The 19629-nt window shown below is 37.5% G+C and carries 22 protein-coding genes and 1 other annotated feature; of the genes, 7 read left to right on the top strand and 15 right to left on the bottom strand.

All coding sequences use genetic code 11. The annotated features are described in order from the left end of the window. Nucleotides 1-62: 62 nt before the first annotated feature. Nucleotides 63-167 (bottom strand): YjcZ family sporulation protein, encoded by a 105-nt coding sequence (locus V4T18_RS08165; protein WP_332648537.1) that lies wholly within the window; start codon nucleotides 165-167, stop codon nucleotides 63-65. 145 nt (nucleotides 168-312) lie between these two features. Here V4T18_RS08165 and V4T18_RS08160 point away from each other — a divergent pair, with 145 nt between their 5' ends. After that, the gene (locus V4T18_RS08160) at nucleotides 313-1155 is read left to right on the top strand and encodes a peptidylprolyl isomerase (protein ID WP_332648536.1); all 843 of its coding nucleotides are present in this window, start codon (nucleotides 313-315) and stop codon (nucleotides 1153-1155) included. A gap of 30 nt (nucleotides 1156-1185) precedes the next feature. Here V4T18_RS08160 and V4T18_RS08155 read toward each other — a convergent pair whose 3' ends face one another. The 3 genes from V4T18_RS08155 to V4T18_RS08145 all read right to left on the bottom strand — a co-directional run bounded on the left by V4T18_RS08155 (nucleotide 1186) and on the right by V4T18_RS08145 (nucleotide 3054). Beyond that, nucleotides 1186-1521, bottom strand: coding sequence for a zinc ribbon domain-containing protein YjdM (locus tag V4T18_RS08155; protein WP_332648535.1), 336 nt, complete (start codon nucleotides 1519-1521; stop codon nucleotides 1186-1188). A 120-nt stretch (nucleotides 1522-1641) separates the two neighbouring features. After that, nucleotides 1642-2217, bottom strand: a complete 576-nt coding sequence (locus V4T18_RS08150) for a TetR/AcrR family transcriptional regulator (protein WP_332648533.1) — start codon at nucleotides 2215-2217, stop codon at nucleotides 1642-1644. Nucleotides 2218-2274: 57 nt separating this feature from the next. Beyond that, on the bottom strand, nucleotides 2275-3054 hold the full coding sequence (locus tag V4T18_RS08145) for a formate/nitrite transporter family protein (RefSeq protein ID WP_332648532.1): 780 nt from the start codon (nucleotides 3052-3054) through the stop codon (nucleotides 2275-2277). 232 nt (nucleotides 3055-3286) lie between these two features. Here V4T18_RS08145 and serC point away from each other — a divergent pair, with 232 nt between their 5' ends. Next, entirely contained in the window at nucleotides 3287-4384 is a 1098-nt protein-coding gene (gene serC, locus V4T18_RS08140; RefSeq protein WP_332648530.1) for a 3-phosphoserine/phosphohydroxythreonine transaminase, read from the top strand. Nucleotides 4385-4493: 109 nt separating this feature from the next. Further along, on the top strand, nucleotides 4494-5135 hold the full coding sequence (locus V4T18_RS08135; protein ID WP_332648528.1) for a hypothetical protein: 642 nt from the start codon (nucleotides 4494-4496) through the stop codon (nucleotides 5133-5135). 40 nt (nucleotides 5136-5175) lie between these two features. Here the strand turns inward: V4T18_RS08135 and yhaM are convergent, their stop codons facing one another. After that, nucleotides 5176-6111 (bottom strand): 3'-5' exoribonuclease YhaM, encoded by a 936-nt coding sequence (gene yhaM, locus V4T18_RS08130; RefSeq protein ID WP_332648527.1) that lies wholly within the window; start codon nucleotides 6109-6111, stop codon nucleotides 5176-5178. A gap of 266 nt (nucleotides 6112-6377) precedes the next feature. Here yhaM and V4T18_RS08125 point away from each other — a divergent pair, with 266 nt between their 5' ends. Further along, nucleotides 6378-6563 carry a YhzD family protein gene (locus tag V4T18_RS08125; RefSeq protein WP_332648525.1) on the top strand — a complete coding sequence of 62 codons (186 nt, stop codon included), beginning with the start codon at nucleotides 6378-6380 and terminating at the stop codon, nucleotides 6561-6563. 99 nt (nucleotides 6564-6662) lie between these two features. Here the strand turns inward: V4T18_RS08125 and V4T18_RS08120 are convergent, their stop codons facing one another. The 3 genes from V4T18_RS08120 to V4T18_RS08110 all read right to left on the bottom strand — a co-directional run bounded on the left by V4T18_RS08120 (nucleotide 6663) and on the right by V4T18_RS08110 (nucleotide 9442). After that, nucleotides 6663-7445, bottom strand: a complete 783-nt coding sequence (locus V4T18_RS08120; RefSeq protein ID WP_332648523.1) for an enoyl-CoA hydratase — start codon at nucleotides 7443-7445, stop codon at nucleotides 6663-6665. A gap of 66 nt (nucleotides 7446-7511) precedes the next feature. After that, entirely contained in the window at nucleotides 7512-9158 is a 1647-nt protein-coding gene (locus V4T18_RS08115) for an FAD-binding dehydrogenase (RefSeq protein ID WP_332648522.1), read from the bottom strand. A gap of 80 nt (nucleotides 9159-9238) precedes the next feature. Continuing rightward, entirely contained in the window at nucleotides 9239-9442 is a 204-nt protein-coding gene (locus V4T18_RS08110) for a hypothetical protein (RefSeq protein ID WP_332648521.1), read from the bottom strand. 113 nt (nucleotides 9443-9555) lie between these two features. Next, nucleotides 9556-9800 (top strand) — a binding site (T-box leader). A 64-nt stretch (nucleotides 9801-9864) separates the two neighbouring features. Between V4T18_RS08110 and serA the strand changes: the two genes are divergently transcribed. Continuing rightward, complete coding sequence (gene serA / locus V4T18_RS08105; protein ID WP_332648519.1) at nucleotides 9865-11493, top strand: phosphoglycerate dehydrogenase; 1629 nt, start codon at nucleotides 9865-9867, stop codon at nucleotides 11491-11493. Between the two features lie 78 nt (nucleotides 11494-11571). On the opposite strand, the gene V4T18_RS08100 is transcribed toward serA, so the two are convergent. The 3 genes from V4T18_RS08100 to V4T18_RS08090 form a co-directional block, all read right to left on the bottom strand. Beyond that, on the bottom strand, nucleotides 11572-11931 hold the full coding sequence (locus V4T18_RS08100; protein WP_332648516.1) for a DNA polymerase III subunit delta: 360 nt from the start codon (nucleotides 11929-11931) through the stop codon (nucleotides 11572-11574). 356 nt (nucleotides 11932-12287) lie between these two features. After that, on the bottom strand, nucleotides 12288-13076 hold the full coding sequence (locus V4T18_RS08095; RefSeq protein WP_332648515.1) for an HAD family hydrolase: 789 nt from the start codon (nucleotides 13074-13076) through the stop codon (nucleotides 12288-12290). A gap of 483 nt (nucleotides 13077-13559) precedes the next feature. After that, entirely contained in the window at nucleotides 13560-15062 is a 1503-nt protein-coding gene (locus tag V4T18_RS08090; protein ID WP_332648513.1) for a coproporphyrinogen III oxidase, read from the bottom strand. A 311-nt stretch (nucleotides 15063-15373) separates the two neighbouring features. Here V4T18_RS08090 and V4T18_RS08085 point away from each other — a divergent pair, with 311 nt between their 5' ends. Further along, nucleotides 15374-15754 (top strand): hypothetical protein, encoded by a 381-nt coding sequence (locus V4T18_RS08085; RefSeq protein ID WP_332648512.1) that lies wholly within the window; start codon nucleotides 15374-15376, stop codon nucleotides 15752-15754. 34 nt (nucleotides 15755-15788) lie between these two features. On the opposite strand, the gene V4T18_RS08080 is transcribed toward V4T18_RS08085, so the two are convergent. Both V4T18_RS08080 and V4T18_RS08075 read right to left on the bottom strand, forming a co-directional pair. Further along, nucleotides 15789-16133, bottom strand: coding sequence for a YlbF family regulator (locus tag V4T18_RS08080; protein WP_332648510.1), 345 nt, complete (start codon nucleotides 16131-16133; stop codon nucleotides 15789-15791). 20 nt (nucleotides 16134-16153) lie between these two features. Then, on the bottom strand, nucleotides 16154-17299 hold the full coding sequence (locus V4T18_RS08075; RefSeq protein WP_332648509.1) for a DUF445 domain-containing protein: 1146 nt from the start codon (nucleotides 17297-17299) through the stop codon (nucleotides 16154-16156). A 130-nt stretch (nucleotides 17300-17429) separates the two neighbouring features. Between V4T18_RS08075 and V4T18_RS08070 the strand changes: the two genes are divergently transcribed. Further along, nucleotides 17430-17639, top strand: a complete 210-nt coding sequence (locus V4T18_RS08070) for a YheE family protein (protein ID WP_332648507.1) — start codon at nucleotides 17430-17432, stop codon at nucleotides 17637-17639. A gap of 143 nt (nucleotides 17640-17782) precedes the next feature. On the opposite strand, the gene V4T18_RS08065 is transcribed toward V4T18_RS08070, so the two are convergent. Further along, entirely contained in the window at nucleotides 17783-19042 is a 1260-nt protein-coding gene (locus V4T18_RS08065; RefSeq protein WP_332648506.1) for an MFS transporter, read from the bottom strand. A gap of 125 nt (nucleotides 19043-19167) precedes the next feature. Continuing rightward, nucleotides 19168-19614 (bottom strand): GNAT family N-acetyltransferase, encoded by a 447-nt coding sequence (locus V4T18_RS08060; RefSeq protein WP_332648504.1) that lies wholly within the window; start codon nucleotides 19612-19614, stop codon nucleotides 19168-19170. Nucleotides 19615-19629 lie beyond the last annotated feature (15 nt).

Raw genomic sequence — 19629 nt, 5'->3', positions numbered from 1 at the left:
CTGCTCAAGGCGGGATTTCGTCTTTTTTTTCATACAAATGAGTCGTGCACGCTCATTTTACATTAGTAAAGGAACGCTGCACCCACGATGATTAAAAGAATGAATAAAACGACAATCAATGCGAAGCCTGAACCATAGCCTCCGCCATTGTAACCTCCACCGCTCATATTGCCACCTCCCTTACTATTTTCTATGCTATGCATGCATGTTTATAAAAGGTAGGCAATTGACGCATGGAACCATTTAGTTTTTCAAACGTTTATGTTATAGTATCAATGGCATATATTTGAAAGTTAGGAGAGTTATTAATTTATGAAAAAATCATTTTTAGCATTAACAATAGCAGCATCAGTTGGACTTGCCGCTTGTAGTAACCCTGGTGAAGAGGTCGTTGTATCGTCATCTGTAGGTGATTTAACAAAAGAGGACGTTTATAACGAAATGGTTGACATAGCAGGTATACAGCTGTTAGAGCAAATTATGGCTGAAAAAATTCTAAGTGATAAATATTCTCTAAAAGAAGAAGATATTCAGGCAGAATATGATAATTATGTAGCGCAATACGGCGGCGAGAAGCAGTTTGAAGCATTATTAGCTCAAAGTAATGTAACAAAAGAGGACTTTAAAACAAACCTTCGTTTCGATCTTTTAAAACAAAAAGCGACAGAAGATATTAAAGTGACGGATAAAGAAATCCAAGCTTACTATGATCAAGCGAAGTACGAATTAAACGCTCGTCATATTTTAGTAAAAGACGAGAAAAAAGCAAAAGAACTAGTAAAAAAGCTAAAAGATGGTGCAGATTTTGCTGAATTAGCGAAAGAAGAATCATCAGATGGCTCAGCTGCAAATGGCGGAGATTTAGGCTGGTTCACAGTAGGACAAATGGTACCTGAATTTAATGATGCAGCGTATGCATTAGAACTAAATAAAGTTTCTGAGCCTGTAAAATCTGATTTCGGCTACCATATTATTGAAGTGACAGACAAGCGTGAAGTAGAAGGCTACGGCACGCTAGAAGAGAAAAAACAAGAGATTGAAGATGCCATTTTTGCAACAAAATCTCAATGGGAAACAGTGTTTGCTGACCTAGTAAAAGAAGCAAAAGTTGAAGTAAAAGGCGACGATTTCAAGGGCGCTTTCTCAAGCAAATAATATAAAAACCGCGCAAAAGCGCGGTTTTTCTTATATTTTTTTCACGAACTCAGATTTTAACTTCATTGCACCGAAGCCATCGATTTTGCAGTCAATATTATGATCGCCTTCAACTAAACGAATACCTTTTACTTTCGTACCTTGCTTTAAAGTCGAAGAACTCCCTTTAACCTTTAAATCTTTGATAACCGTAACAGTGTCTCCATCCTGAAGTAAATTACCGTTTGCATCCTTTATGATCATGCCATCCTCTTGTACTTCCTCTTCTTGTGACCATTCATGCGCACACTCTGGACATACAAAATTGATGCCATCCTCGTACGTATATTCCGAATTACATTTTGGGCAGTTTGGTAAGTTTGCCATCGTTCAACCTCCTAGCATTATTCCCTACTATACTGTCATATTCGATGACGAAAGACAAGCCTTGTTACAAATAGCAAAAAATCCATATGCAATAAATAGCATTCATTACATATCGATCCTTTATTTTTGCTTATAAATACCGGTACTTATTAACATTTTAATGGACTGTAAAAATGTTTCTTTAGGGATGTTAGTATGATTCGGGATGGCAATACTTTGGAATATAAAGGCCAAAATTAATGCATTCGGAATCACTTCATTTAAAAGCCCTTCCTCTTTTCCCTTTTGAATCATTGCCTGTAATGGGGCGTACATTTCCTTATGCAACACATCTAGCTTTGTCATTTTTTGAATAATTTCATCTTTCCCACGTAAATCAATCCAATGCACCATCGTCAAAATATGATGAATATCTTTTGATTCAAAGATAACTTGTAGCAGTTCATCTAGCCCTTCAATAAACGGCTTTGTTTCGTCAATTTCTTCAAAAGCGTCAATCATCTTTGCCATCCTGTCTAGCATAAAATCGACGACAAGATCTTCTTTATTTGTATAGTACTTATAAATTGCCGCTCGTGATACATTTAAGCTTTCTGCTAATAAGCTGATATTATATGCCTCGTAGCCAACAGTTAATAATAACCTCTCTGTTTCTCTGAAAATTTCCATCGTCGAAAACTTTCTAATCCTAGCCAAAATTTTCACCTCAACAAAGGTATTTTAAATGTCTTGATTATATCATAGTCAGCTCACTTAAACAGTGTCCGTTCGTTTTTGTACACTACTATGCCAAAAAATTGCACCTACAAAAACAGATCCGCCGATTGCATTACCAATAGAAACAGCAACTAAATTATGTACCATTCCAGAAAATGAAACGAGTTCACCATGGGGAATCATTAATGCCAGCGAAAATAACGTCATATTCGCTACGCTATGTTCAAAACCTGAAGTTACAAAAGGAAAAATACAGCAAAAAATCATAATTAGTTTAGCAGACTCATTCTTTAACTTATATGCACACCAAACGGCTGTACAAACTAATAGATTACATAGGATTCCTCTCATAACTAGTTCAATAAAGGTTGCATTCATTTTAATACCTGCTAATTTTTCAATATATTGTGCCGTGTCCCCTATTGCTAAGCCTGACATAAAAAAGAGTGCAGCACATAAGAGCGAGCCTAGGAAATTCCCTCCCCAGCTGAATGTCCACACCTTCGTCAAATCCAGCCATGTAGTTTTTTTCTCAAGCGCCCCTATCGTCATCACTAAATTATTCCCAGTAAATAAATCTGCTCCGCCCATTATGACCATGCTTAACGCCACACCGAAAGCCACACCTTGAATAATTTTCATGCTCGGTACGCCTGCTGGATCTAGTAATCCTCCAATGGTAACTAAAATTAACACACCAAAGCCAACAAATATGCCGCCAAGTAATGTAAGCATTAAGTAACTAATTTTACTTTCGTTATATGTTGTTATTTTATTTTTTGCGGCTAGGCTAATTGCCTGAAATGTTTCGTGCATTGTATCCATCCTTTCACTATTTTCCTTTTATAATTATAACAATTACGTGAACATTCTTGTTTATAAATGTGAAAAAAACTATGTAGAAACGAACGTTCATGCATATGAAAGCGCTATTAGTACGGATTTTTCTCAATTTTGTCTATTTCACTAAAAATTAATATCATTTTGCCATTTATCTTATAAAACAGTATATTATAATGGTTAAATAAAATTTTAAGGAGTGTTCACTTTGAATACAACTGTTAATCGAGCTTACAATTTCAACGCTGGTCCATCTGCTTTACCACTCCAAGTATTAGAGGTTGCACAAAAAGAATTATTAGATTTCCAAAATAACGGCATGTCACTTATGGAAATGAGTCATCGTTCTGCAACATTTGAAGAAGTACATAACGGTGCAATCGCTCGTTTACGTAAAATTTATAACATTCCAGAAAATTATGAGGTCTTATTCCTTCAAGGAGGAGCAAGCCTTCAATTCACAATGATTCCAATGAACTTCTTACAAGAAGGTGCAAAGGCTAGCTATGTTCAAACAGGTTCTTGGTCTGAAAAAGCAATAAAAGAGGCAAAATTCTTCGGTACACCTGTTGAAGCAGCTTCGACAAAAGCTAATAAATATAAAAATATCCCTGCCTTAGAGGATATTACGTTCAATGGTGATGATGCATACTTACACATCACATCAAACAACACGATTTATGGTACACAGTGGAAGGAATTCCCGAACACTGGCGAAGTACCTTTAGTGGCAGATATGTCTTCTGATATTCTATCAAAGCCTGTTGATGTATCAAAATTTGGCATTATTTATGCTGGTGCTCAAAAAAACCTTGGTCCATCAGGTGTGACAGTTGTTATTATTCGTAAAGATTTACTTGAAAAAGCAAATACAGACATTCCAACAATGTTAAAATACACAACACATGCTGATAACAACTCTTTATACAACACACCACCAACATTCGGCATTTATATGTTAGGTGAAGTATTAAAATGGGTTGAAAATCAAGGTGGTCTTGAGCAAATTGCGAAGAATAACGAAGAAAAAGCGGCACTAATTTACGATGCAATTGACAATTCTAATGGCTTCTACTACGGCCATGCTGAAAAAGACTCTCGTTCTTTAATGAATATTACATTCCGCGTTGCCAATGAAGAATTAGAGAAAAAATTCTTAGCTGAAGCAAAAGCAGCAGGTTTCGTTGGCTTAAACGGACACCGTTCTGTAGGCGGTTGCCGTGCATCAGCATACAACGCAGTGCCACGCGAAGCTTGCCAAGCATTAGCAGACTTCATGGTAAAATTCCAACAAGAAAATCAATAATTATCGCTCAAAGCCTCAAAGGACTAATCCTTTGAGGTTTTTTATGTATTACAAGTAAAAATAATCCAATATTTTCCGATAGTATTTTTAAAGGGAGTGATAAATAGTCATGATTACTACTAAAGGAATCGAATTTTCAAGCCGAACAATGAAGATATTTGAAACAAGACAAGTATCAAAGGAGGATCAGGATACATTCGCCGCTATTTTAGAAAAGCGGATGGCATCTAAACAAAATGATGCTGCATTTCTTTCTACGTTAAACGAGGAGGAAATCGACAGTTTAATTGCTGTACATAAATTTGTCGAGTTGAATATTTATGGATTATCAGAAGAGGGCATGCGAAATTTACTCACACCTCCAGGATATGAAGTGGATATAAATAAGGACGGATTGTACGATATTGGTAAAGCTAAAGTTTTTGCTTTTCCTGGTAATGATGCTCCTCAAGAGGTACTTGATGCATATGAAAATATGTCTATGAAAGAACGAATCACTTTATTTGCAGGCTATTTAATTCAGGAAATTAAAGCAAATGCCTATCAGGATGCACAAGGTCATTGGAGAGTTCGCCGGCATGGTGAGCCTGGATATGTTAGCATTTTAAATCAACCTAACTTTTCGTATGCTAAACTAGCGGATCTAATGCTAGAAGAGCTTGAATTCCAAAAAAAGTTTATGAGCCAACAAGAATATTGGGATGCCTTAGCGGTTTTTGAAAAATTCAAGTTAGCCTCTCAAAGAACCTAAAACAGAAGGTGTTCCAAAATTTAGGACACCTTCTGTTTCTTTAGAACGTCGGCTTATAAAACGAACGGTTATCCAGCGGGAATAGTCGTTCTGTAAATTCCCCTGGCTTCGTTTTATCTAGTGCTCGCGTTAGCATATTCATTTTCGCATCAATGTTATCGATATAGTGAATCATTTCAGCTTCTTGAATCATTGGCTTTTTCGGGCTACCCCATTCTTCTTTTCCATGGTGAGATAAGACCAAATGTTGCAACAGCATTACTTCCTCACCCTCAATTTTCAGCTCAGTTGCTGCTTGCCCGATTTCATTCACCATAATCGAAATATGCCCAAGCAAGTTCCCCTCAACTGTGTAGGCTGTGCCAACAGGTCCTGTTAATTCAACTACTTTACCGATATCATGTAAAATAATCCCCGAATACATTAAATCTTTATTTAACGTTGGATACAGCTCACATATCGCCTTGCTTAAACGAAGCATTGAAACAACATGGTCAATTAAACCAGAAGCATAATCATGATGATTTTTGGATGCCGCTGGAAAAACGAGTAATCGATCTTGATGCTTCTTTATTAAATGACGTGTAATGCGTGAAATATTTGGATTTTTTATCTCAAAGAAAAACTGTGTTAGCTCCTCAAAAAGCTCTTCCTTTGGTGTAGTCGCTGATGGCAAAAGATCGCTTATTTGTATACCTTCGTCTCCTCGTGCCAGACGAATTTGCTTAATACGAAGCTGATTTTTACCTCGATAATCATGTATTTCACCGCCTACACGAACAATTGCTTCTGCGCGATAAGTTGTTTCATGCTCTTCATTTGTATCCCATAGCTTTGCTTCAATATCACCGCTTCTATCTTGCAATATAAGTGACATAAACGGTTTCCCTACTGTGGTTACACCTTTTGTTGCTTGCTTAATAAGCAAAAATTGATCCACCTGTTCCCCAACTTGGAGTTTTGTAATTCCCTTCACAAAGAATCACTCCTTTTCTAACGATATTCGTCGTTAAACATTTATTCTTATTTATTGTACCATGTCAGTACTTTCCTTTCGATTGAAATGGCTAGTAATTTAATGACTTACTACTATTTCAAAGGGTGGCATTTTGAAAAAATCTCGAATTAATATACATATTCTCGAAAAAATTTCATAAATTCTCGTTAACAGCAACCCGTTTCGTGAATTATCTAACAATTTCATGTATAATGAGATTATCTTTCATATAAAGGGTGGTTAGTATGGAGAATTATAGATTTACAGCTTTTGAGAAAACTGGGGAAACATTATTTGATGAAGTATGGACATTTGAAAGTGATGAAAAGGCTAAAATCGAAGGACAAAAGCAAATTGAAGAAAAAGGTGTTGCAGAAAAAACACACCGCTTAGTAAATACAACAGGTAAATTAATTTTATTCCACGTATAAGGCTACATACATCAGTATCCTACTATACGATAAAAGGCAGCCTCATGACGAGACTGCTCCTTTTTTGTATAGTAGCCCTATTCTTACAAAGAACCTACACTAAATCCCTTGAAATTCTGGTACTCTTTTTTCTACAAATGCACGAATACCCTCGCGATGATCCTTTGTTTCGCGCATTGCTGCCTGCGCCTCTGCTTCAGAAGCTAAAATGCGTTCAAGCTCCGGTAATTTCTCTTTATGCAAAATCTTTTTCGTTGCAAGCATAGCAGCTACAGGTGAAGCTAAAATTTTCCCTACAATTTGATCTACTGTTGCCGCAGCCATTCCATTTGGCACATTATAATCGATTAATCCAAGCTTTAAAGCCTCTAGACCGTTTATTACTTTGCCTTCCCAAATCATTTGCTTCGCCTTTTGCGTACCTAAGCGTTCCTTCATAAAGAAATGCCCTCCGCCATCAGGTACTAAACCAATTCCTATAAAGTTCATTGCTAGTTTACTATCTTCCTCTGCCACAATAATATCACTACCAAGTGCTAAGCTAAAGCCCAGACCTGCTGCTGCACCATGCACCTGTGCCACCGTAATCATTGGCAGCGTATAGTAGGCACGAACAAGGCGTGTAATATCGGCCATAATGCTACCAAAATCCGAAAACTCTTCCGAAGTAACCATCGCCTTTACATCGCCACCAGCAGAAAACACCTTTCCTGCTCCTTTAATTACTAATAACTGAACATCTTTTTCTTGATGCAAAGCCTCAAAGCAATTTGCAAGCTCCTGCATCATCGTGTAATCCATCGAATTCATAGCATTAGGTCGGTTAAGCGTTAATGTTGCTTTTCTTTCTAAAATCTCTAACCCAATTGTTTCGTATGCCAATTCAAACACCCCTTTATCAAAAATGAACATTCATTCATTAATTTCGACATTTGCTCGAATAATCCTTTATTTACTTAAATATTTTCCAACTTGTAAGCCAGAAAATAAACAACCACCTACAAACGTTCCTTCTAACGAACGATAACCATGAACACCCCCACCACCGAAGCCACTTACTTCACCAGCAGCAAATAGACCCGTTACTGACTCTCCCTGCTCATTTAATACTTGCCCGTTTAAATTTGTTTGTAGTCCACCTAATGTTTTTCGTGTTAGAATATTGAGCTTCACAGCAATAAGTGGTCCATTTTTTGGATCTAATAGCTTATGGGGCTTTGCTACCCTTATCAATTTATCTCCTACAAAATTCCGTGCACCACGGATCGCTGTCACCTGTGCATCCTTTGTAAACTTATTATCGATTTCTCGATCACGAGCTAATATTTGCTCCTTTATATGCAAAAAGTTAAGTAGCTCATTACCTGCTAATTTATTCATACGAGCTACTAAATCCATTAAATTATCTGACACAATAAAATCCGCTCCGTTATCCTTAAAGGCTTGTACAGGTGCAGGTGGCCCAGGTAAAGCACGCTTCAATACTTCCCTAATGCTTCTATTTGTTAAATCCGGGTTTTGCTCGGAACCGGATAAAGCAAATTCCTTTTCGATAATTTTTTCCGTCAATATAAACCATGAATAGTCGTACCCTGTTCTTTGAATCGCTTCTAGTGTACTTAGCGTATCAAAGCCTGGAAAGTTTGGTGCAGTAAAGCGGTTGCCTTCAGCATCAAACCACATTGAGGAGGGGCCCGGTAAAATACGAATGCCGTGATTTTTCCATACCGGATTCCAATTTCTTAAGCCTTCCGCATAATGCCACATCCGATCTCGATTCACGATTCTTCCACCAGCACTCTCTGCAATTTCAAGCATGCTTCCGTCAACATAGGATGGAACACCTTGTACCATAAAATTCGGTGGTGTCCCGAGTCTTGCTGGCCAGTTTTTCTTTACAAGCTCCAAATTAGCCCCTATTCCACCACTTGCAACAATAATCGCGTCTGCAAAATATTCAAAATCAGCAATTGCAATACGCGAGCTTTCCTGTCCTCTCTCTACAAAGCTATCCTCTAGCTCTTTACCTCTAATACCAACGACGGCACCGTTTTCTGTAATGAGTTCGGTTACTTTATGGCGCGCTTTAAAATCAAGCTTGCCAGCACGGGTTGCCTCAAGTGCTTTGTTAGCAAACGGCTCCACAATTCCAGGACCTGTTCCCCAGACGATATGAAAACGAGGAACCGAATTACCATGTCCTCCTGCTAAGCTACCACCTCGCTCTGCCCAACCAACTACTGGAAAGAAACGAATTCCCTTTGATTTTAACCATTCATATTTTTCCCCAGCCGCAAAATCAACATAAGCCTTTGCCCATTTATAGCTCCAGGAGTCCTCATCCTCTAGGCGATCAAAGCCTGCTGTTCCTAACCAATCCTGCCAAGCAAGCTCCTTGCTATCTTTAATACCTAACCTTCTCTGTTCAGGTGAGTCTACAAGGAATAATCCACCAAACGACCAATATGCTTGTCCCCCCATTGAATCGGCAGGCTCCTGATCGACTAAGAGTACACGCTTCCCACTGTCTAGCAACTCACAGACGGCTGTTAATCCTGCTAATCCTGCACCAACAATAATTACATCGTATTTCAATACAAACTCCCCCTTTGTATTCTTAACATTCTACATTCGAGCACTAGTATTTATTCCCCTGCCTTTGACTCATAGATATTCTAATATTTGATAACGATGGATTCTTGACAAAACTGTGTCATAAAAATTGTTCGTTTTACTTTATTAAAGTAAAGATAATATTTCGCTACTCCCCAATTTAAATTTAAAGAAAATTCAACTATATCAATCATTGCAATAATCGGTAACGCTTTCAATAAACTAACCAAAACACGAACATTAACAATAAAAACAACATCTTTCATTCGTAAACTGTTTATATACAGAAGTAAATCACCACTTAATTTTAATTTTTTTCATAAAATATGTTGACAAAAGTGAACAATCGGGATTATGATGTTAACAAATTTAATCACTGCAAAATATAACGACGGAGACATGCTCCTCGACCTCTATACTTAAGAGAGCTGATGGTTGGTGAGAATCAGCGTATGGATCGAAAGAGTTCAACTCCCGAATAGATAGGCCGAAATTGTTAGTAAGCTTATCCGTACTATGCACGTTACGCATTTAATTAAGGTTGCATGTATTGAAAAACTGTACGTGTAACGAACAAGGGTGGCACCGCGGAAGTTTGTTATCTAACAGCCTTTCGTCCCTTACATGTATATGTAAGGGATGGAAGGCTTTTTATTTTACTTTTAAATTTAGAGGAGCGAAAAAAACCATGGCAACTGAAACAATTGAAAAAACAAAAGCAACAGCTACAATTAACGTATTCATCGCAGATCCACTAAGCGAGGACGGCATTCAACCACTGCGTCAAGCAACAGATTTAGACTTAAACATTATTATCGATACTGGTCTTCAACCAGAGGAATTAATCTCAAAAATTGGTGACGTTGATGTACTATTAGTTCGAAGCCAAACGACTGTTACTCGCGAAGTAATCGAAGCGGCTAAAAACTTAAAATTAATTGGACGCGCTGGTGTTGGTGTAGATAACATCGACCTAACTGCTGCAACAGAACACGGTATTATCGTTGTTAACGCACCAGACGGTAACACAAACTCTGCTGCAGAGCATACAATTGCAATGATGACATCTTTAGCACGTCACATTCCACAAGCCTTCAACACTTTAAAAAATGGGAAATGGGACCGTAAATCATACGTAGGTGTTGAGCTTAAAAACAAAACTTTAGGCGTTGTTGGCTTTGGGCGTATCGGTGTTGAAGTTGCGTACCGTGCAAAAGGCTCTCGTATGAACGTAATGGCATATGACCCATTCTTATCTGAAGAACGCGCACAAGAGCTAGGTGTAACAAAAGCAACTGTTGAAGAAATTTGCCAGGGAGCTGATTTCATCACAGTACACACACCACTATTACCAGAAACACGTAACCTACTTAACAAAGAAAAATTCGCGATGATGAAAGACGGCGTACGCATTATCAACTGTGCACGTGGCGGTATTATTAACGAGGACGATTTATATGATGCAATCGTAGAAGGTAAAGTAGCAGGTGCTGCTCTTGACGTATTCGTGGAAGAGCCAGCAACTGATCACAAACTACTTACTTTACCACAAGTTATCGCAACACCTCACTTAGGTGCATCTACTGTAGAAGCGCAAGAGTCTGTAGCAGTTGACGTATCTAATGACATTATTAAATTCTTTAAAACAGGTACAGTTACGAACCCAGTTAACATGCCTTCTATTCCAAAAGAAAAGCTTGCTGAAGTTGAACCATTCTTCTCACTAGCTGAAAAGCTTGGTAAATTCTTAATCCAAGTTTCTGAAGGTACTGTAAAAGAATTAAACATCTCTTACGCTGGTGAAGTAGCAAACTATGATGTACGTCCATTAACTGCGAACGCAATTAAAGGGTTATTATCAACTAACCATGGTACACATGTAAATGACGTAAACGCTCGTTACTTAGCGGAGCGCGTTGGTATTAAAATCAACGAGCACAAAACAACGACTGCAAAAGGCTTTACAAACTTAGTAACGGTTGAAGTGAAAACAGAGAAGGAAACTCACTCTGTAGCTGGTACATTACTAAACGGTCTTGGCGCTCGTATCGTAAAAGTAGAAGGCTTCGTAGTAGACGTTGTTCCTACTGGCAACTTCCTATACATTAAAAACCAAGATAAGCCAGGCTCAATCGGCCGCGTAGCTACAAAATTAGCTGAAAGCCAAATCAATATCGCAACGATGCAAGTTGGTCGCGACAATATCGGCGGTTCTGCTGTTATGATGCTTGGAATTGATAATAATGTAACTCAGCAAGATTTAGCTGTAGTAGCTACTCTTGAGAATATCGACGAAGTAAAAGCAATTACGCTATAATGCAGTTAAGCCTTAGCTTTTCTTACTTCACTGAGTATTTAAAGATAAAGAGGCATTCCATTTAGTGGAATGCCTCTTTTATTTAAATTGATTTAATATAGCAAATGACAAGTACTCTATGTTAGAGTGATCTTTTGATTGATCTACAACTGTTCCTAGATTTTCTGCAGCACCTACCACCCCTGCAATAACTACTATCGCTAACATACCTACAGCAATCAATCCTGTTAACAGTCGATGCACACGCTTCATTTCAGCATTCGATTGCTGTGCTGTTTTTTGACGAACGATTGAAAGGAATCTATCCTGATTGGATGCTTGCGATAAAATATGTGTACATGTAACACATAGCTCAGCTACATGACCCTGAATCGACATACAGATAATTTCAGCAACGCTATTGGTACGCCCACAATTTTCACAATGACACATGTTCATACGTAAACCCCTTTCCAACTTGGGTGATTATATTATCATAGCATTAATAATCTGATAATTCACTTATTTCAATGTATTATAGTATATACATTACAAAAAATCATTTACTAGCCAAAAATTCAAAAATACTAGCCGACTTTTTCGAAATACTAGCCACATTTTCAAAAATACTAGCCACTTTTTTAAATTTACTAGCCAATGTGAAAATTCACGTCTTAAATTCTAGCAAAATCCCTAAGTTACTCGCCAATCTATCGTTTCACTGGCCACTAATATGGAAAAAAGCATTCGAGCTCGGGTCTCAAATGCTTTTTCTGTGGAATATTGTGCTGCAACACTATAGCTGCAATTATATTTTAAAGCTTTTGTACAAGCTCTAAAAACTCTGTTAATGATGTTACTTCATAAGTTGGTATTACATCTGGGTTTTGCGGTTTATTCTCACGGTTAATCCATACATTACGCATACCTACACGTGACGAGCCTAATATATCTGTCATAAGGTTGTCACCAACCATAATCCCATCTTCAGCCGTCACACCCGCTACTTCCATTACATGCTCAAAAATCGATGGGTCTGGCTTCCCTTTACCAAAGTCACCAGAAATGATGATATGGTCAAAATACGGGGCAATTTCTGGTGTAATTTCAAGCTTTAAATTTTGTAGGCTTGGTGCACCATTTGTTAATAGCACTAGCTGATAGTTCCCTTTTAGCTCGTCTAGTACGGCAAAAGTATCCTCATACAAGAAAGGCGCTTTTTTACGCTCCTCAACAAAGCGTTCTCCTAGCTCCTTACCGAATTCCACATCATCAATACCAAATGCCCCTAATGCTTTTGTCCATGCATTTGCACGATACCCCGGTACAAGCCCCTTCATCTTTTGGAAGGAATCTGTCGGGTCGTCGAATGTCCCCCATAAGCCTTCAAATGGGTTAATACCGATCATTACTGTATAATCATAAGTTTCATAGCTCTGATACAGCTCACGAGCAGCGGCACGTACTGCTTCTTCAAATTGCTCAGGCTCTACTTCATATTTTGTCGATGCATATTCACAAGTTTTTTCAAATGCTGTTTTAACAGATTTTTGGTCCCATAATAATGTATCATCTAAATCGAAAATGATTGTTTTAATCGTCATCGGTTTCGCTCCTATTTAAAAATATGTACCTATTTATTTTAGCATATTAGGCGCTCCAACATGCCCCTCTTTATGACAAGTTCTCGTATTTTTTAGAATATTTATGACTAAACTCTTATCCTTATTTTTTATTTAACCTTTGTCTTAATGCTTTTATTCGATCTTCTGCTTGCTACTTTTCTTCCCGAAGAACTTGTACCATATATCCATGGTCGTGGTTAGTTATTTCAACAATATCACCTTGTTCAAGTTCGCCCCTAACGCTAAGCAATGCATGAACAATTGCTCTATCTCATCTGCCCTCTTAAAAAATTGCATACTCACCTTCGGAAAAATCAAGTGTATACTTATTCGAGCTCACTCACAGGCAGTGAGAAGGCGCATCGAACGTTCCCAGGTAATCAGCACCAAGTTTTGTTGATGAACCATTTTATTGTATAAAAAGAAAGGAGAACGCATCTCGCTATTCTCCCCTCCTATAATTTAACGATATAACTCGTTTAAAATTTCTATTTTCTTTTGGATGGCTTCTTGGAATGTCATAATATATGCCGCAGGATCTTTTGGATTATGGAATTGCGTAATTTTACCCGTTTCAGGATGAACAAATTTTGAAGATGCTCCACAGCCAATACCTAGGATCGTTTGTACCTCTTCCATAATAACGATATTGTATATCGATTCTTCACCTGGCTTACAGTAGCCTACGTTCTCTAAATTCCCTAAAATATTTTTTTGTCGATATAAATAATATGGAACATAGCCATTCTCTTCCGTCCAATTACTTGCCATTCTCATCATTTCTGATACCGTATCACGGTCCGCCACTTTATATTTATCTCTATTACGCGTCATTTCTGAAGCACGTTTAAAGCTTAGTGTATGAACGGTTAACGACTCCGGCTGCATTTTCGCCGATTCCTCTAATGAATGCTGGAATTCCTCGATTCCCTCGTTTGGTAATCCGATAATTAAGTCCATATTAATATTGTTCATGCCCATATTGCGAGATAGCCAAAACTTATCAATCGTTTCTTGAACAGTATGGTGACGACCAATCGCTTTTAACGTTTCCTGCGTGTAGCTTTGCGGATTAACTGAAATCCGATCAATGCCCCATTTTTTTAGCACTTCGATTTTTTCAGGTGTAATCGTATCAGGACGTCCTGCTTCAACCGTAATTTCACGGATTGAATCCTTATTTGGGAATGATTCGAACATCGTTGCATAGAGCGCATCCATTTCATCGGCTTCAATCGATGTCGGTGTTCCTCCACCCCAGTAAATCGACGTTATGCGCATATTTTTCTCTGTTAGCCATTTCCCTAGTTCTCTTAGCTCTATATGAAGGCCATCGATAAACTTCTCGACACGACCTGCTTTTCGGTTCGACTGAATGGCATATGCCGGAAACGTACAGTAGGCACACATCGTCGGACAAAACGGTACACCAATATATATAGAAATTTCTCGACCTATTTCATCTAAATCAGGAATTACATGTAACTGGCGTGCAACTATCGCTTTCAATAGTTGAATTTTCCCATCGGACAATCGAAAATCCGTTTTTAGCTTATCGAAAATTTGCTTCTCGGAAAGCCCCTCTTTTCGAAACTTATGATATAGCTTTGTCGGGCGAACACCTGTTAAAATGCCCCATTGCTGTGTCATACCTGTATATTGCTCTAAAACATCCAGCATTACGTGAGATAATGCGCGCTTCATTCGAATACTTTGTTCTTTTTCCGTACCTTCCGTCCCATAGCCGATAGCATAGTTACTTCTGTAAAGCTGACCCTCTACTATTAATTCTGCAGAAGTTCGAATTGTAAAGTCGGGATCTATCTTATGAGTAAAAGAAATCGACATATCTGCACCATCTTGCGTAAATTGGATAACCGAATCTTCATAAAATAAATTAGCAATATGGTTTAACACACGATTCCAGTCTTCCTTAAATTGCTCATGTATGTGTATCGTTTTCATTTTTCTTCTCTACTTTCAATTAATTCAATTTATCTCTGTTATTGATCCAAACATCCCTTTCATTGTATCAAAAAAAGGGCATTTTAATATATGTAAAGCTTCGTTAATCAAAATTAATATTTTTTTACAAAAATACCAATGACAGTTTAAAAATAATTGATATAATTAATTTAGAAAAGCTAATATAACAATTTTACACTACGGACACAGTAGAAATATTATTCTAGTAATACAATTTTCAAGTTATTATAGACTGCTAATATTTTATATAGTATAATTTTATAAATATTCTGAATTTTGGAGGTGTCTTTATGGTTAAAACTATTGAGCTTAGTACAGTATCATTTCGAGAAGTGTTAGACCGGGTGAATGTGCAATTTTATGAATTTAGCTTGGATCGGTGCGATGAACGTACATTTTACATCACGATTTCACTATCCTACAATGGAACAAAAGTAATTTGTGACTTAATTTATTTAATCGACAAAAGTGATTTATACGGCGCTATCTCATTGAATGAAAAATATGATTTTGCACGTAGCTTCTTTAAAAATCATTTTGGATACAACCTGCTATACTCTGATGAACAAAACTTGGCTAAGATCATTAGTCAGTCGCATGATTTTAACCGTTGTTTAAGACAATATTCTTCCATCTATCCGAAATATGTTCAACCGAAATTTTTCAAATAAAAAAGGACCACACCATTGTGCGATCCTTACTTTATTATAGTCCGTCGTATAGAGATTGAATCGGTTTTACGATAATACGATTCACTTCTTCGATAATTTGGCTTAGTGCCATTTCTGCTTCTAGCATCGCTAATATCTTTACATTTTGCTGTGCAAGCTGGGCAGTTTTTTGTAAATAATTGTACTCATCTTCTAGAAGCTCTTCACCAGCCACTTGCTTTTGCTGTAGCTTTAATTGAATGTCTCGGAAATTTGTAAATAAAGTTTTCGCTTCTTCGTCACTGCGAACAGCTTCAACAGCTTCCTGTAATGCTTTGTACTCATTTGTTTTACGGAATGTAGCTTCTAACTTATTAATGTCGTCATAAATATTAATCATTATTTTGCCTACTCTCTTTTTTAGTTCGTCATATAGACGATAACTGCTTGAATAACACCAACTAGACCACCAATAATACCGCCTAACCATGTAATCATACGTAATTCACGGCTAATGATGCCAAGGACAAGCTCTTCAAGTTTAGCAATTGGGAACGAGTCTACTTGTTCACGAACGACTTCTGCTAAATTCAAACGCTTAAGTACATCTTCAATTTTGCCTTCTGCCGCTAAAAATACTTTGTCGATCATTTTCGGTAGCAGCTCATCATTAGCCCATGCTTCACCCTGTGGCCAATAATCGCTTATCGTTTTATCTATACGTGAATGTATTGATAATTGTTCCTTTGTATAAGCTTGAATGCTTCCTACAATCGTATCAAAGTTTACATCTTTCATAAAGTCCATTGCCTGTCGCTTTTTGATTTTTTCCCATTCTGTTGCAAAAATCCGCTGTAGTAATTCTCTTGTACCTGGTGCCTGTAGAAACTTTATAAGTTCTCGTTGTACCTTATCAACGAGCGACAACGAGTCCCCCATAAACATTTGAATCATGCCACCAAAGGAGCCTTTGGAATTTAAAAAATCATCAATCATATTTTTTATCGTTAATGAGCCCTCCGGAGAAAGAAAATAATCCTCCCCCTTTTTCAATATTTGAAGTACTGCCTCATCGACTTTTTGATCTATCACCAGCTCTAAATCCTGCGGCAATATTTCTTGAATCGTTTTCGTCGATAACACATGCTTCATCGATTCAAACTGATTGTAAATAACTACATCGATCTTCCCCTCAACCGTTTGAGGTAAAGAACTAAACCCTGCAATATCAAGCCAGTGCTTAATACTCTTATTTGGCGTAAAGATTTCCTCAGATACTTTTCTTTGTGCAAAGGATAATACATTATTCTGTATTTCTTTTGATAGAAATTTCTTTTTAATCGTATCCGGTGTTAATAAATATTCTGAAACCGTTTTTCCTAATTGAACAGCTAATACATCTCGACGTTTCGGTATAAGCCCCGGTGTAAAAGGCAGCCGCCATTTCTTAAAATAAATTGGCTTATATGGCCGGAATAGCATTTTAATGGCTATATAATTTGTTGTTGCCCCAATAACAGCTCCCACTCCTGCTAAAAATAACATTAGTATAAAGAAATTATCCATTGAACCCTCTCATTTCTATTTCAAATCATTTTCCTTCAAATTATAACATTGTTTCTAACATATCTTCCCTATTCTCGTTTGCAATATACAATCACTATTTAGTACGATTAAAGAGGGGAGGGAGTTTCAAATGATTCAACATTTTAGTTTTAAGCCGTTATACGAAAATACACAGCTACCAGGCTGGACACTTTCTTTTTTTTATAAGCAAAGGAAATATCAAGCCGAGTATAAAAAAGATGGAGCTATACAATACATTGGCGAACCACCAGCAGCCGATGAGTTAGCCCAAGTTGAAAAAATGATTCATGAGCTAATCCTATTCCATGTTTATGATTGATAAGTGCTACTAACCGTTTTATTCGTGGATAATCATGCAAAGCCTCAAAAATTTACGATTTGTAAACTTTTCGAGGCTTTGCATTTTCAGGATTCGTTTTGTCCCACCCCTCTTGTTTAAAAGGTGGTTTTTACACGAGTTACTTACTTCGTTCGAGTATATCGTCGACCAAAAAGTAAGTAAAAATAAGTGGATGCAATTAAATATAAACAGCCTGTAATCGAAAAAGCATAGGCATAGCCCCAATACGAGCCAAACGTTGTCACAAGCCACGCTGCAGGTAGGCCCATCGTTGCCCATCCTACATTAAATACCATTTGGTTTACAGAATTCGCAAGCCCCTTATACTTATCGTGCACAACATCCATAGCAATCGCACTTTGAATAGGGTTTCCAGCATTCATTAATGCCTGCCTTAATAAAAACCCTACCGAAGCGAAAAACAATGAATTCGTATATGCAGTTAAAAATAAAAACGGTATCGACATGAGCTGAAATATCACAAGTGCCCTTACTTTTCCTACTCGCTTTACAAGCAATGGGCCTATTAGCATCGCTATGGCTGTCATAGCAGAGCCTAAAGCTAGTATTAATCCAATATAGGTGTTTGAAGCATCGAAGCGATTCGCAAAATATAAGTTCAAATATGGAATTACAAGACCTGACCCCGTACCTATTAAAAGATTGGCAAAACCAAATAATACAATCATCTTGAGGTTTGCTTTAAAACCGGCTTCTGTTTTAACCTCTTCCTCTTCTAATGCTAAATTTGTCTTTACTTCTTCAAGCTTTCTCACCGGCTTAAGGGAAAAGAGTGGGAATATCCCTACTATGAAAATTGCTACACCTGCAATTAACGATATTTGGATACTACTAACTCCACTTGCCCCTAACCACATTGCCACATCGGCAATAACTCCACCTAGTAAACTACCAATTACATTGGCTACAGTAACAAGAGCAAAATGGATACTAAATAAATGCATACGTTCGCTTGGCTTTGAATTTTCTGCCAAGAAAGGAACACCCGATACTTGAGTCAACGCCCAGACAATACCTGTCGCAAATCCTAATACAAGCATAGGCTGCTCAGCTGTGACTAAGCTTCGTCCAAGGAGCATGAAGGCTGTAAGTAAAGTACCTAGAATCAGAATCCATTTACGACCGAATCTATCACTTAATATCCCAGCTGGTACTAACATAATCGCTGTTGCAAGTGAAGTAACTGAAATTACGCTGCCGTTTACTGCTTCTGGTAAGCCCAGTTCACGAATATACAAATTGTACATGACACTAAAAACACCCATGCCTATTTGAATAAGCACATTTGCTACTATGAACAACCTAATATTTCGATTAAATGATTTTAAATTTTTTAACCAATCACGAAGCAATTTAGACAATGCGTGCACGTCGCTTTCTTTTTATTTCGATACACTAAATATAAGTTTTTCGTATTAAATAAGCAACTACTTCCGGTAAAAAATAAATAACAGGTGAAAATTACCCTTCGCCTGCATGTAAACGACTAGTTGTTCTTTAATACAAACTCTTCCTCACCATCAACAATCCTATTAGTACTTATAAACCCACAGCTTTCGTACAATTTTTTCGCAACTATATTTTGTGGCTCTACTGATAAATAAATGTCGAGTCCATCCTGTTTACTTTTCAATGCAGCAAGTATGATTTCCATTGCTTTGCGACCGTAACCTTTCCCTTGATATTTATAATCAATCATTAAACGGCAAATCGTATATTGCTCTTCGTCCGGCTCCTTTCCATACATCGTAAATCCGACTAAAACCGTATCGACTTCAATGGCTTTCGTTATCCAGTTCTTTTCATACTGTGCCTGCACAAGCGAAAGTGCGTTTGATGCTACAAACTCCTCGCAAATCATCGGCATTTTATCAGTCGTTGATAAAAAAACAACATCAAGCCAATTATCCTTTGTGATATCAACTAACTCCATTTCCATTCACTCCTT

Source organism: Lysinibacillus sp. 54212, assembly GCF_036662795.1.
Taxonomy (GTDB): Bacteria; Bacillota; Bacilli; order Bacillales_A; family Planococcaceae; genus Lysinibacillus_B.
Note: the sequence above shows the minus strand (reverse complement) of the source record. Positions and strands in the feature narration are given on the sequence as shown.